The sequence below is a fragment of the Flexivirga sp. genome, assembly GCF_035551235.1.
GTDB lineage: Bacteria > Actinomycetota > Actinomycetes > Actinomycetales > Dermatophilaceae > Flexivirga.
This window is the reverse complement of record NZ_DASZNO010000047.1, coordinates 47,318-61,754: the sequence shown is the minus strand read 5'-3', so window position 1 is coordinate 61,754 and position 14,437 is coordinate 47,318. Positions and strand designations below refer to the sequence as shown.

Below are 14,437 nucleotides of genomic sequence, written 5' to 3'. Positions count from 1 at the left end.
CCGCCGGGCCGGACTTAGATTAACCCGAACCGAAAACTTTCCGAAAGTTTCGGACCGGCCGAAGGAGCATCTCATGTCCGTGTCACGTCGTCAGCTTCTGGTGGGTGCGATCGCCTCCGCACCCCTGTTCGCACTGACCGCCTGCGGTAGCGGTGGGGGACGGACCGCCGGCGGCGGTGGCGGGGGCGGCCTGTCCGCGTGGGCGCTCACCGGTGGCCCGGAGAAGGTCTTCCGGGACACCTTTGCCGCTTGGAACAAGGACAACCCGGAGCACAAGTTCGCGGTGCAGTACTTCGCGAACGACTCCTACAAGCAGAAGATCCGCACCTCGGTCGGTTCGGGCAACGGTCCCACCCTCATCTACTCGTGGGCCGGCGGCACGCTGAAGGACTACGTCGCCAGCAAGGACGTCGTCGACATCACGGACAAGATCCCGACGCTCACCAAGCGGGCGCTCCCCGCGGTCCTCGACGTCGGCAAGGTCGACGGCAAGGTGTATGCCGTCCCGATCAACAACTCGCAGCCGGTGCTCTTCTACTACAACAAGAAGCTGTTCAAGCAGGCCGGTGTCGAGGTGCCGAACACCTTCGGCGACCTGCTCGCAGCGGTCAAGACCTTCAAGTCCAAGGGGATCCTCCCGATCGCGCTCGCCGGCCAGAGCCAGTGGCCCGAGCTGATGTGGATCGAGTACCTCGTGGACCGGATCGGTGGACCGGAGCCGTTCAACAAGGCGTTCGAGCAGAAGAAGGGCGCCTGGTCCGACCCGGCATACAAGAAGGCGTTCGGCAAGCTCAAGGAACTCATCGACGCCGGGGCCTTCGGTGACAAGTTCGGCTCGGTGGTGGCCGACAACAACGCCGATGCGGCGCTGGTCTACACGGACAAGGCCGCCATGCTGCTGCAGGGCAGCTGGGTCTACACCACCTTCACCGATGACGCTGCCAAGTGGACCAAGGAGGGCAACCTCGGCTGGTTCGACTTCCCGTCGGTCGAAGGTGGCACCGGGGACAAGAGCAACGTCTACGGCAACCCGTCCAACTACTTCTCGATCTCGGCGAAGGCGTCCAAGGAGGACCAGGACCAGGCCGCGAAGTTCCTGGACAAGTACAACCTCAGTGACACCGCCTGCCAGGAGCTCATCGACATGGGCCTGGTCCCCGCCGTCCAGAACATCGAGAGCAAGCTGGCGGCCAGCAAGGACAAGGATTTCCTGCAGTACACCTACGACCAGACCAAGAACGCCAAGAGTTTCCAATTGTCCTGGGACCAGGCGCTTTCCGACAAGCAGGCGCAGACCGTGCTGACGAAGTTGTCCGCGTTCTTCCTCGGCAAGGCGTCCGCGGATGACTTCATCTCGGCGATGAACGGCACGATCAAATGACTTCGGACGGGACTGCTGCAGCCGCGGCGGACCGTCCGACCTCCTCCGGCGCCGATGTGCTGCTCGGTAAGGCCGACCCGCCGTCGCAGGGCGATCGAGCTGTGGCGACGGCGACGCCGCCGCGCCGTCCGGAGCGGAGGTCGCCGGCCGCGGCGAGCCGCAAGGGTCCGAGCCTGTGGATGCTTGCCCCGGCCTTGGCGTTCTTCGCGGTGTTCGGGCTGGTGCCGCTCGTCGGCACGGTGGTGCTGTCCTTCTGCACCTGGAACGGTCTGGGTAGTCCGACGTTCTCCGGCCTCGACAACTGGACGTCGGTGTTGCAGGACGGCAGCACCTACCACGCGCTCTGGCTGACGGTCCTCATGTGTGTGGCGACCTTCGTCGTGCAGTTCCCGATCAGCCTGCTGCTCGGTGTCTTCATGGCGGGCCAGCAGCGCTACCGAGCGGTGTTCTCGGTGCTCTACTTCCTGCCGCTCCTGTTCTCCGCGACAGCGATCGGCATCGCCTTCATGAACCTGCTGGACCCCAACTTCGGTCTGTCCAGCGCTCTGCATCTGGGTGTGCTGCAACAGGATTGGCTCGGTTCGCCGACGCTGGCCTTCTGGGTCATCATCGCCGTGGTGTCGTGGTGCTTCATCCCGTTCCACTCCCTGCTCTACCAGGGCGGGGCACGCCAGATCCCGAAATCGCTGTACGAGGCGGCGCAACTGGACGGCGCCGGGCGCGTGCGCTGCTTCTTCAGCATCACGCTGCCGCAGCTGAAGTACACGATGGTGACCAGCACGACCTTGATGATCGTGGGCGCACTGACGTCGTTCGATCTGATCTTCGTGATGACGAAGGGCGGTCCGGGTGACGCCACCCGCATCCTCCCGGTGGACATGTATCTCGACGGCTTCCAGAGCAACCAGATGGGTGTGGCCGCCGTGATCGCGGTGATCCTCATCGTGCTCGGGCTGTCGTTCTCGCTGGCGCTCTACCGGCTCAGTGGATCGAATCGTATGGAGAGCCAGATGGAGGGAATGTGATGACGCAAGCAGCCCTGTCGCGCCGGCGTCCGAATCTCTTCGGGGGTGTCCTCGGCTTCGTCTGGTTGATTCTCACCATCGGACCGATTTATTACGTGGTGGTCACCAGCCTGAAGAAGCAGTCGGACTACTACGACTCGAATCCCCTTGGTATACCGACCGATCCGACGCTCGATGCCTATCGGAAGGTCCTGCAGAACGACTTCCTGCACTACTTCGTCAACAGCGTGATCGTCGCGGTGGTGACGGTGGCCGTGGTGGTGGCGATCTCGCTGATGGCGAGTTACGTCATCGTGCGGCGGTCGTCGGCGATCGCCCGCCTGTCGCAGCGGGTGTTCCTGCTGGGTATCGCCATCCCGATCCAGGCCACGATCGTGCCGGTCTATTACCTGATCGTGCAGCTGCATCTCTACGACACGTTGCCCGCGCTGATCCTGCCGGGCATCGCCTTCGCGATCCCGATCACGGTGCTGATCCTGGTCAACTACCTGCGCGACATACCGGGTGAGTTGTACGACTCGATGCACGCGGACGGTGCCGGCGACTGGCGGACGTTCATGAGCCTGGTGCTGCCGCTGTCGAAGCCGGCGATCACCACGGTCGCCGTGTATGACGCGCTCAACTGCTGGAACGGCTTCCTCTTCCCGCTCATCCTCACCCAGAGCGAGGACAAGCGGACCCTGCCCCTCTCGTTGTGGAGCTATCAGGGTGCATTCAACTCGGACATCCCGGCCGTGCTCGCGGCTGTGGTGCTCTCCTGCCTGCCGATCCTGGCGGCATACATCGTCGGACGGCGCCAACTGGTCGCCGGCCTGACCGCAGGCTTCGGAAAGTGAGCAATGACAACTGAAGAGCGCGTCCCGGCAATGCTGTGGACCGACCCGACACGAAGTATCGATGAACGAGTGGAGGCGCTCCTGGGCGAGCTGACCGTTGCCGAGAAGGCGGCGCAGCTCGGCTCCTACTGGCCGCGGCCGGAGGAGCAGGCACCCGACGGCGACGTCGCCCCGATGCAGTCCGCCTTCGAGAACGGTCGGCGTGACCTGGCCGGCACCGCGGGCGAGGGTCTGGGCCACCTGACCCGGGTGTTCGGCTCGGCGCCGGTGGACCCTGCGACGGGTGCGGACCAGCTGCGCACGTTGCAACGCTTCGTGGTCGATCATCAGCGGCTCGGCATACCGGCGATCGCGCACGAGGAGTGCCTGACCGGATTCACCACGCTCGGCGCGACCTGCTACCCGGCCGCGATCGCATGGGGCGCGTCGTTCGAACCCGGCCTGGTCGAGTCGATGGCACGGCGGATCGGCAACGACATGAAGGCCGTTGGCGTGCACCAGGGCTTGTCGCCGGTGCTCGATGTCGTGCGTGACTATCGCTGGGGTCGGGTCGAGGAGACGATGGGGGAGGACCCCTTCCTCGTCGGCTCGCTCGGGGTCGGCTACGTGCGCGGACTGCAGAAGGCCGGCGTCATCGCGACACTCAAGCACTTCGCCGGGTATGCCGCCTCGCGGGCCGGGCGCAATCACGCGCCCGTGTCCATCGGGCCGCGGGAGATGGAGGACGTCATCCTCGTCCCCTTCGAGATGGCGGTTCGGCTCGGCGGTGTCGAGTCCGTGATGAATTCGTATGCCGACCTGGACGGTGAGCCACCGGCTGCGTCATACCGGATGTTGACCGGGATCCTGCGTGAGCGTTGGGGATTCAAGGGCACAGTGGTCTCCGATTACTGGGCGGTGAGCTTCCTGGAGTCGATGCACCGGGTCGCGGCCTCGCGTGATGAAGCCGGTGTGCTGTCGCTGGCAGCCGGTATGGATGTCGAGCTGCCCGAGACCAGTGCCTTCTTCGGTCTGGCCGATGCGGTGGCGGTGGGCACCCTCTCGCAGGAGGTGCTGGACACGGCCGTCCGCCGGGTGCTGCGGCAGAAGGTCGCGCTCGGTCTCCTCGACCCGGAATGGGAGCCGGCACCGGCCTCCGCGGCCGCTGTCGAACTCGACAGCGCGGACAATCGGAACCTGGCGCGCACGATGGCGGAGCGATCAATCGTGCTGGTACGCAACGAGAATGCCACCTTGCCGTTGGCGGATGAGCCGCGGCGGATCGGCGTCATCGGGCCGTCCGCGCAGCAGGCGCGGACCTACCTGGGGTGCTACACCTTCCCCAACCACGTGTTGTCCCGATTCGAGGAACACGGCGCCGGGATCGAGCTTTCGACTGTGGTGGAGGCGCTCGGCGCCGAGTTGCCCTCGGCGACGCTGCGGCACGCGCGGGGCGTCGACTTCACCGATCCCGACCTGTCCGGTGTGCCGGAGGCACTCGAGGTCGTGCGCGACAGCGACATCGTCCTCCTCACCGTCGGCGACCTGGCCGGGCTGTTCGGCCGCGGCACCTCCGGCGAGGGATGTGACGTCGTCGACCTGGCGCTGCCCGGTGCACAAGCCACGCTCGTGGACGAGGTGCTCACCGCAGCGGCGGAGCGCGGGGTGCCGGTCGTGCTGCTGTTGATCACCGGGCGCCCATACGCCGTAGCCGAATTCGTCGACCGAACCGCTGCGATCGTGCAGGCGTTCATGCCGGGCGAAGAGGGCGGGTCGGCCATCGCGGGCGTCCTGTCCGGACGGGTCAATCCGAGCGGCAAGCTCCCGGTCGGGCTTCCGGCGCTGCGTGGCGGGCAGCCGGGCACCTATCTCGGGCCGCCGCTGGCGGTCAGCAACGACGGGGTGTCCAACCTGGATCCACAGCCGGCCTACGCATTCGGTCACGGCTTGAGTTACACGACGTTCGCGGTCGAAGCGCTGCAGTTGTCTGCCGGGTCGATCGCGACGGACGGCACCCTCTCGGTGAGTGCGACGGTGCGCAACACCGGAGCGCGGGCCGGCGCGGAGGTCGTGCAGCTCTACCTGTCGGATCCGGTGGCGCAGGTGACTCGCCCGACGCGCTGGCTGGCCGGCTTCGTGAAGGTGGACCTCGAACCCTCGGCGGCCGCACGGGTTACCTTCGAGGTGCACGCTGACCGCACATCGTTCACCGGTCGCGACGGCACCCGGATCGTCGAACCCGGCGAGTTCGGGATCGCGGTCGGGACCGCGAGCGACGCGCTGCCGCTCACCGGGAATTTCCGCATCGACGGTGCGGTCCGGGAGGTCGGGGAAGGACGCATCCTCGAAACCCCCAGTTCCGTTGTTCCCCAGGCGTGATGGCGCCATACAACTTGATCGACAACTACCAGGAAGCAGGAATCCCCATGGCACAGGCACCCACCCCCGACGACAGGTTCTCCTTCGGTCTGTGGACCGTCGGCTGGACCGGCGTCGACCCGTTCGGCACCGCATCGCGTGAACCCCTCGAGCCGTGGGAGTACGTCAAGCACCTGGCCGAACTCGGCGTCTGGGGCATCACCTTCCACGACAACGACGTCTTTCCCTTCGACGCCGACGAGTCGACCAAGCGGTCGCGCGTCGACCAGTTGAAGAAGGCGTGCGACGAGTCGGGCATCACGATCGAGATGGTCACGACCAACACGTTCACCCACCCGGTCTTCAAGGATGGTGGACTGACCAGCAACGACCGCGGGGTGCGCCGCTTCGGGCTGCGCAAGATCCTGCAGGCCGTCGACCTGGCCGCCGAGTGCGGCGCCGAGACGTTCGTGATGTGGGGCGGCCGGGAGGGCGCCGAGTATGACGGCAGCAAGAACGTGCACGCCGCACTCGAGCGCTACAAGGAGGGTTTGGACACGGTTGCGGCATACATCAAGGAGAAGAAGTACGGCCTGCGAATCGCGTTGGAGCCCAAGCCGAACGAGCCCCGCGGCGACATCTTCCTGCCCACGGTCGGGCACGCCCTGGCGTTCATCGCCGAGCTCGACAACGGCGACATCGTCGGCCTGAACCCGGAGACGGGTCACGAACAGATGGCCAACCTCAACTACAGCCACCAGCTCGCGCAGGCGCTGTGGAGCGGCAAGCTGTTCCACCTCGACCTCAACGGGCAGCGCGGGCTGAAGTACGACCAGGACCTGGTCTTCGGGCACGGTGACCTGCTGTCGGCGTTCTTCACCGTCGACCTGCTGGAGAACGGCTTCCCGGGCCAGCCGGACGCTCCGCGCTACACCGGCCCGCGGCACTTCGACTACAAGCCGTCGCGCACCGAGAACATGGCAGGGGTGTGGGATTCGGCGCGCGCCTGTATGTCGACCTACCTGCACCTCGCCGAGAAGGCGCGTGCCTTCCGCGCGGACTCCCGGGTCACCGAGGCGATGGAGTACGCAGGCGTCACCGCGCTGCAGGAGCCGACCCTGGCGGCGGGTGAGTCGCTCAGCGACTTCCTCGCCGCGGACGACGGCTTCGACGTGCAGCAGGCGGCCGAGCGTGACTACGGTTTCGTGAAGCTCAACCAGCTCGCGGTCGAGCACCTCACCGGGCGCTGACGGAACACGGTGGTCGAGATGCCTGACGTCGACCTGAGCGCGGTCCCGGTCCGGGTGAAGGCGAGCCTGCTGGTCGGCAAGAACTTCTGGACCACCACGGACGCGCCCGAGCACGGGATCGGCAGTGTGCAGGTCGCCGACGGTCCGCACGGTGTGCGGCATGCCGTCGGTGAGGAGCTGGGCCTGAACTCCGCGTCACCGGCGACCTGCTTCCCGCCGGCAGTCGCGGTGGGCTGCAGCTGGGACCGCGCGGTCGCACGCCGGATCGGTGAAAGTGTTGCGCGAGAGGCGCGTTCGCTGGGTGTTGACATCGTGTTGGGACCGGGTGTCAACATCAAGCGCTCGCCCTTGTGCGGTCGCAACTTCGAGTACTACTCGGAGGACCCGCTGCTGGCCGGTGAGCTCGCAGTCGCGCATGTTCAGGGCCAGCAGGGCGCGGGTGTGGGTGCCTCGGTCAAGCACTTCGCGGCGAACAACCAGGAGACCGACCGCATGCGGGTCGACGTGATCGTCGATGATCGCACGCTGCGGGAGATCTACCTGCCGGCGTTCGAGGCCGTGGTGCAGCGGGCGGAGCCGGCGACGGTCATGGCGTCATACAACCTGCTCGGCGGCCTGCACGCGACCCAGAACCCGTGGCTGCTCACGACCCTGCTGCGCGAGGAGTGGGGGTATGACGGCGCGACGGTCTCGGACTGGGGCGCGACCTGCGACCCGGTGGCATCCGTCGCGGCGGGCCTCGACCTGCAGATGCCGGGACCCGTCGAGGCAGCCGTGGACGCCATCACGGCGGCGGTCTCCGACGGGAGTCTCGACGAGGCGGACCTCGACCGGGCGGTCGGCAGGGTCCTGGCGTTGCACAGGTGGGTTGCCGATCGGATGCCCGCGTTCGACGAGGCGGCCCAGCACCGGATCGCCCGTGAGACCGCGCGATCGTGTGCGGTGCTGCTGAAGAATGTCGCGGCTGCGTTGCCGCTGCAGCCGACGCAGCGAGTCGCGGTGATCGGCGAGTTCGCGCGCACGCCGCGTATTCAAGGCGGTGGCAGTTCGCACATCAACGCGACGCAGGTCGATGCGGCACTCGACCAGATCGGCGCGGTGGCTGAAAACGTCGATTTCGCACCGGGTTTCGCCCTCGACGGCTCCGGTGACGCTGCGCTGTTGCGGGACGAGGCCGTGCACCTTGCAGCCACCTCCGACGTTGCGGTGATCTTCGCCGGATTGCCCGACCACGAGGAGTCCGAGGGCTTCGACCGTGATCGGCTCTCGTTGCCGGCCGAGCAGATCCGGCTCATCAACGCGGTGGCGGAGACCGCGCGGTGCACGGTGGTGGTGTTGTCACACGGCGGCATCGTGACCGTGGAGGAGTGGCACGAGAACGTCGACGCGATCCTCGACTGCTTCCTGCTCGGCCAGGCCGGCGGAGGCGCTACCGCGGACCTGCTCTACGGCTGGGTGAATCCTTCCGGGCATCTCGCGGAGTCGGTGCCGAAGGAGCTGCGTCATACGACTGCCTACCTGAACTTCCCGGGTGATCACCAGCAGGTCCGTTATGGCGAAGGCGTTTTCGTCGGGTATCGCGGCTACGAGAGCACCGGCACCGACGTCCGCTACCCGTTCGGTCACGGTCTCAGCTACACCTCGTTCGCCGTGTCGGACCTGGCCGTCGAGGTGACGGGCGACGACGCGGCGACCGCCACCGTGACCGTGACCAACACCGGCGATCGGGCCGGACGCGACGTCGTGCAGTTGTATGTCGGCACCGGCACCGGACCCGTGCACCGTCCGGTGCGGGAGTTGCGGGCGTTCGAGTCGGTTCGGCTCGAGCCCGGGGAGTCGCGTGAGGTGACGTTCGTCCTGGACGACCGGGCGTTCGCGTACTGGGACGTCGCCGATCACGCGTGGGTCGTGCCGGCCGGCGACTACCGGGTCGAGATCGGCGAGAACGCGCACGACATCGTTGCAGCGCAGACGATTTCGCTGACGGGCAACGAGCCGGTGCGGCCGTTGTCGCATACGTCGTCCGTCGACGAGTGGCTGGATCATCCGATCGTCGGTGGCACGGTGCTGGTGGAGTCCCTGGCCGCGAACCTGCCGCAGAAGGAAGCGGCGCTGATCCAGGACGATCCCGCGGTGCTGCGGATCATGGGATCGATGGAGATGCAGAAGGCGATGCAGATGTTCGGTCTCGGCGATGCCGTGCCGACACTGGACGCGCTCATCGAAAGGTCTGCCGCCGCCGAGTAATTGGAAGGGCTGCGAACCGACGGACAATTGGGACATGGACGTCGTCACGATCCAGAAGTGGAAGCGGCCGGCGGGTTCGGGCAGTTGGCGGGGCTATGTCCTCGGCCGCGATCACTACGGCTCGTGGGTCTACACGCCGGCGCACTCGACCTTCACCGGCGTCCATCCGGATGGCCGCAGGGAGACCTGTGAGGTCGCCCAGGACGAACAGCTCGTCGGCCGCTCCTGCGTCGTGCTCCTGCCGGCCGACGGCTGGTACGTCGCTCATTGGGTGCAGGGTGCAAAGCGCCGCGTCGACATCGACATCGCAACGCCGCCCTTGCGGTTCGGCGACCTCTGGTCCTACGACGACCTCGAACTGGATCCGTATGTCGATGCGGACGGCACCTTCGGCGTCGATGACGAGGACGAGTTCGAGCGGGCCTGTGCCCGCGGCCGGATCGGCCGGATCGCACGAGCCCGTGCGCTCGAGGAGGTGCGATCCCTGGAGCTGCGGTTGACCGCGACGCCGTCGTCGTTGCTGGACGCCGGCACGGCGCGGCTGGCCGAGGGGCAAGCCCTCGAGCTGCCGCCGATGCGTTGAGTTCTCGCCACCCTCACCCGTCGACAACGCTGCGTCCGGGAGATCGTTAGACTGGCTAACGATGAGTGAGACGCCGGAGTTCGACCTGAAACGACTGGCGATCCCGGCATACGCTCCGTCACTGCTCTTCGGGATGGCCGAGGGCGCGATGCTCCCGGTCGTGCCGCTGTCGGCGCGCGATCTCGGCGGTTCGGTGGCTGCCGCAGCCCTCATGGTGACGCTGCTCAACATCGGCTCGCTGCTGTTCAATGTGCCGAGTTCGGTGATCACCGCGAAGTATGGCGAGCGGCACGCCATCATCGGCGCCTCCGTCGTCGGTGTCGCTGCCGCGGCCGTCTGTATGGCGGCAAACACGTTGGTGCTGTTCGGAATCGGCGCGTTCCTGATGGGAATCAGCGGTTCGGTCTTCATGCTCGCCCGCCAGAGTTACCTGACCGAAGCCGTGCCCGTGCACTATCGGGCGCGGGCGCTGTCGACCCTCGGCGGAGTGATGCGGGTCGGCATGTTCCTCGGGCCCTTCGCCGGTGCGGCCGCGATGGGCCTCTGGCACCTGCGTGGTGCGTATGCCGTGTGCGTCGTGGCCCTGGCCGTCGCGGGTGTCGCCGGGGCATCGCTGCAGGACCTGCCGGCACACACCGGCGATGCGGCTCAGGCGAAGGGCGCGGCAACCGTGCGCGCCGTCGCACGTGACTACAAGCGGATCTTCCTCACGGTCGGCATGGGGATCCTGCTGGTCGCGATGATCCGCGCGACGCGTCAGGCGGTCATCCCGTTGTGGGCCGAGCACCTCGGGCTGTCGGCCCAGGCCATCTCGGTGATCGCCGGTATCGCGAGTGGCATCGACATGCTGGTCTTCTATCCGGCCGGCAAGGTGATGGACGTCTTCGGCCGGCGCTGGGTGACGGTGCCGTCGATGCTCGTCATGGGGCTGTCGATGATGGCGATCCCGCTGACCAACGGTGCGGTCCTGCTGTGCCTCGTTGCCTGCCTGCTGGGCTTCGGCAACGGCATCGGCTCCGGCATGGTGATGACGCTCGGCGCCGACTTCTCACCGTCGGTCGGACGGGCACAGTTCCTCGGCATTTGGCGCGAGCTGTCCGATGCCGGAGCAACGATCGGCCCGGCTGTCCTCTCCGTGGTGACCGCGGCCGCAGCCCTGGCCGCCGGGATCGTCGTCTCGGGCGTGTTCGGGCTGCTGGCCGCCGCGGTCATGTGGTGGTCCGTGCCCACGAAGGGAAGCGGGCCACCACGGTCTCAGGACTCGAAACTCTGCTCAGCAGAGGGGAATTCGCCCGACGCGACCTCGCGCGCGTAGTCCTGGGCCGCTCGACCGAGCTCCCCGCGCAGGTCGGCATACTTCTTGACGAAGCGCGGCGCCTTGCCGCCACGCAGGCCGGCCATGTCCTGCCAGACGAGCACCTGCGCGTCGCAGTCCGGACCCGCCCCGATGCCGACCGTCGGGATCGCCAGCGCTTCGGTGACCTTGCGCGCGACGGGTGCCGGGACCATCTCCATGACGATGGCGAAACAACCGGCCTCCTGCAGTGCGAGGGCGTCCTCGAGCAGCCGCTCGGCACCGTCGCCGCGGCCCTGCACGCGGTAGCCGCCGAGCACGTGCTCACTCTGCGGCGTGAAGCCGATGTGACCCATCACCGGAATGCCGGCACGCACCAGCAACTCGACCTCGGGAACCATCGGCTTGCCGCCCTCGAGCTTCACCGCGTGGGCAAGCCCCTCCTTCATGAAGCGGGTCGCGGTGGCGAGGGCCTGCTGGGGGCTGGCCTGGTAGGACCCGAACGGCAGGTCCGCGACCACCATGGCCCGCGAGGTCGCCGTTGCGACCGCACGCGTGAGCGGCACGAGGTGATCGACGGTCACCGGCACCGTGGTCTCGAAACCGAAGACGTTGTTGCCCGCGGAGTCGCCGACCAGCAGCACCGGGATGCCCGCCTCGTCGAAGATCTCCGCGGCATACATGTCGTATGCCGTGAGCATGGCCCACTTCTCACCCTTGGCCTTCTTCGCCTGTAGGTGCGGAACCCGGACCCGTCGCTGTGGGGCGGCCTGGGCCCCGGTGCCGTACGGGGCGCTGACTTCTGAGGATTTTTCCGTCATACAGCGACCCTATCGGCGAGCCGAAGGTAAGCGAACGGTAAAGGCAATGCACAGAAAGATTAAAGGAACCTGATGATCAGCCGCGATTTCGCACAGAACTCGGCAGGCTGATCCCGGCCCGCCTCACACCCCCGTCGGAGGCGGTCGTTTCATTGCGAAGTTCAACAAGCACAGGAGATCTGAGCTGCGTGGCCACGGCACGCAGCTCACTGTGTGCCGTGGGCTTCGCAGCAGAACCTCACCAGGAGGAACAGTGACAAGACGCGTCTTCAAGACGATTGCCGGTACCACGGCTTTCGCCGCAACGGCGTCCTTCGCCATCGCCGGGCTCACCCAGCCCGCCGATGCGCAGGCGATCCCATCGGCCGGACCCGGCCTCTCACATCGCTCGGACAACCTGCCCAACCCGCGGGCCGAGAAGCAGGCTGCGGAGCGCCAGGCCGCGGTCGACAAGCTCGTCAAGGGCAAGGCAAAGATCAAGACGATCGCCGGTAAGAAGGTGATCGAGCTGCAGGCGCCCGAGTCCGCCAGGACCCACGCCGAGCGTGGCAAGGGGACGAAGGCCAAGAAGGGCAAGTACGTCCAGTACGACCCCAACCAGTCGACCAAGATCTTCACCACGCTTGCGGAGTTCGGCACGCAGACCAAAGCGGCCACCGGGGGCACCGAGGGGCCGCTGCACAACACCATCCCCGAGCCCGACCGCACCAAGAACAACTCGACCTACTGGGTGGACGACTTCAACCAGTCGCACTACGACGACCTGTTCAACGGTGCCGGTGAGTCGTTCAAGAACTTCTACAAGGACCAGTCGCAGGGGCGCTTCGAGGTCGACACCACGGTCAGCGACTGGGTCAAGGTTCCATACAACGAAGCGCGTTACGGGCACAACCCGGTCAAGGGTGACGGCACCAGCGAAGCCGAGGGTTACTGGTCCTTCGTGCAGGATTCGCTGACCTCCTGGTACGACAAGCAGATCGAATCCGGCAAGACCAAGGACGAGATCAAGGCCGAGCTCAAGCAGTTCGACTCCTGGGACCGTTACGACTACGACGGCGACGGCGACTTCAACGAGCCCGACGGCTACATCGACCACTACGAGGCGCTGCACGCCGGTGAGGGCGAGGAGGCCGGCGGCGGAGCTGAGGGCGACGACGCGATCTGGTCGCACCGCTGGGCCGTGCAGACCGGCTACGGCACCTCGGGGCCCGAGGGCAACAAGTCCGGTGGTGTCCAGATCGGCGACACCGGCATCTGGGTCTCGGACTACACCACGGAGCCGGAGAACGGTGGCCTCGGTGTCTTCACACACGAGTTCGGGCACGATCTCGGACTGCCGGATCTTTACGACACCTCCGGCGGCGGCGACAACACCGTCGGCTTCTGGAGCCTGATGAGCAGTGGCTCGTGGCTCAACCACGGCAAGGACTCCATCGGCACCACCCCCGGCTACATGGACGCCTGGTCCAAGGTGCAGCTCGGCTGGAGCGACCTGCAGACCGTGAAGTATGGCGAGAACACCGACGTCAAGCTCGGTCCGGCCGACCTGGACAACAGCAAGAAGCCCCAGGCGGTCGCGGTCAGCCTGCCGGACAAGGAGATCACCACCGACTACAACACGCCGAAGTCCGGCTCGTACGAGTGGTGGAGCGGCAGCGCCGACAACCTCAACAACACCCTCTCGCGCGAGATCGACCTCACCGGTGCGACGTCGGCTTCGGTGTCCGCCGCCGCGTGGTACGACATCGAGCAGGATTACGACTTCCTCTACGGCCAGGTCTCGACCGACGGCGGGTCCACCTGGACGACCGTCGGTGATGGTGTGACCGGCACCAAGAAGGAGTGGAGCACGGTCAACTTCGACCTGACTCCGTATGTCGGCAAGTCGGTGCTCTTCCGTTTCGCCTACCAGACCGATGGCGGCGTGCACAACGATGGCGCCTTCCTGGACGACCTTGCGGTGACGATCGACGGCACGGCCACGACCGATGACGTCGAGTCGACCGAATCCGCTTGGACCGCAGACGGTTTCGCCCGTATGACGGGCAGCAACACCGTCACGGCCACGCACTACTACCTGGCCGAGTCCCGTCGCTACGCGGGATACGACGCCACGCTGAAGACCGGCCCGTACAACTTCGGGTTCACCGGCGACAAGGCCGACTGGGTGGAGCACTACCCCTACCAGGACGGCCTGCTGGTCTGGTACATCGACAACGAGTACGAGGACAACAACACCTCGCAGCACCCCGGGCGCGGTCAGGTGCTCCCGGTCGACGCGCACCCGGCACCCGTCGTCTGGAAGACCGGCGAGGTCGCGTCCAACCGGATCCAGTCCTACGACTCGACGTTCGGTGTCGACAAGACGGACAAGTTCACACTGCACCGCAAGGGCACGACGCTGGACCTGCCGAAGAAGGCGGGCGTCCCGATGTTCGACGACAGCGTGGCGGACGCCTACTGGTCGAGCCTGAACCCGACCGGTTCGGTGCAGGTCGCGGGTAGCGGCACGCAGATCGTGGTCAAGGGCAAGCAGGGCGACGGCCTGCGGGTCCAGGTGAAGTTCACCAAGTAGTTCGCTGCAGGCACGAGGCGCACAACGCGTCTCGCAGTCGGCCCGGGGGAGTTGTCCCCCGGGCCGTTCTGCGCTTGTGTGTCAGGTC

The 14,437-nt window shown here is 66.6% G+C and carries 10 protein-coding genes; 9 read left to right on the top strand and 1 reads right to left on the bottom strand.

Annotated features, from left to right (window positions below):
- Window positions 1-73: 73 nt before the first annotated feature.
- The 8 genes from VG502_RS16855 (at window position 74) to VG502_RS16820 (ending at window position 10,974) form a co-directional block, all read left to right on the top strand.
- The gene (locus VG502_RS16855) at window positions 74-1,381 is read left to right on the top strand and encodes an extracellular solute-binding protein (protein ID WP_325551240.1); all 1,308 of its coding nucleotides are present in this window, start codon (window positions 74-76) and stop codon (window positions 1,379-1,381) included.
- A complete protein-coding gene (locus tag VG502_RS16850; protein ID WP_414655755.1) occupies window positions 1,378-2,406 on the top strand; it encodes a carbohydrate ABC transporter permease in 1,029 nt (342 codons plus the stop codon). Before VG502_RS16855 ends, VG502_RS16850 begins: the two co-directional genes overlap by 4 nt.
- Complete coding sequence (locus VG502_RS16845) at window positions 2,406-3,242, top strand: carbohydrate ABC transporter permease (RefSeq protein WP_325551239.1); 837 nt, start codon at window positions 2,406-2,408, stop codon at window positions 3,240-3,242. The genes VG502_RS16850 and VG502_RS16845 overlap by 1 nt, the downstream gene beginning before the upstream one ends.
- A gap of 3 nt (window positions 3,243-3,245) precedes the next feature.
- Window positions 3,246-5,600 (top strand): beta-glucosidase, encoded by a 2,355-nt coding sequence (locus tag VG502_RS16840; RefSeq protein WP_325551238.1) that lies wholly within the window; start codon window positions 3,246-3,248, stop codon window positions 5,598-5,600.
- A gap of 47 nt (window positions 5,601-5,647) precedes the next feature.
- Window positions 5,648-6,829 (top strand): xylose isomerase, encoded by a 1,182-nt coding sequence (xylA, locus tag VG502_RS16835; RefSeq protein ID WP_325551237.1) that lies wholly within the window; start codon window positions 5,648-5,650, stop codon window positions 6,827-6,829.
- An 18-nt stretch (window positions 6,830-6,847) separates the two neighbouring features.
- Window positions 6,848-9,076 (top strand): beta-glucosidase, encoded by a 2,229-nt coding sequence (locus VG502_RS16830; RefSeq protein ID WP_325551236.1) that lies wholly within the window; start codon window positions 6,848-6,850, stop codon window positions 9,074-9,076.
- Between the two features lie 34 nt (window positions 9,077-9,110).
- Window positions 9,111-9,659 carry a DUF402 domain-containing protein gene (locus tag VG502_RS16825; RefSeq protein ID WP_325551235.1) on the top strand — a complete coding sequence of 183 codons (549 nt, stop codon included), beginning with the start codon at window positions 9,111-9,113 and terminating at the stop codon, window positions 9,657-9,659.
- A gap of 61 nt (window positions 9,660-9,720) precedes the next feature.
- Window positions 9,721-10,974: an MFS transporter gene (locus tag VG502_RS16820; protein WP_325551234.1), complete on the top strand. Its 1,254-nt coding sequence runs from the start codon at window positions 9,721-9,723 to the stop codon at window positions 10,972-10,974.
- Here the strand turns inward: VG502_RS16820 and panB are convergent.
- Window positions 10,914-11,774, bottom strand: a complete 861-nt coding sequence (panB, locus tag VG502_RS16815; protein WP_325551233.1) for a 3-methyl-2-oxobutanoate hydroxymethyltransferase — start codon at window positions 11,772-11,774, stop codon at window positions 10,914-10,916. The two genes, VG502_RS16820 and panB, sit on opposite strands and share 61 nt — an antisense overlap.
- A 253-nt stretch (window positions 11,775-12,027) precedes the next feature.
- Here panB and VG502_RS16810 point away from each other — a divergent pair, with 253 nt between their 5' ends.
- Window positions 12,028-14,349 carry an immune inhibitor A domain-containing protein gene (locus VG502_RS16810; protein ID WP_325551232.1) on the top strand — a complete coding sequence of 774 codons (2,322 nt, stop codon included), beginning with the start codon at window positions 12,028-12,030 and terminating at the stop codon, window positions 14,347-14,349.
- The last annotated feature ends 88 nt before the right edge of the window (window positions 14,350-14,437 follow it).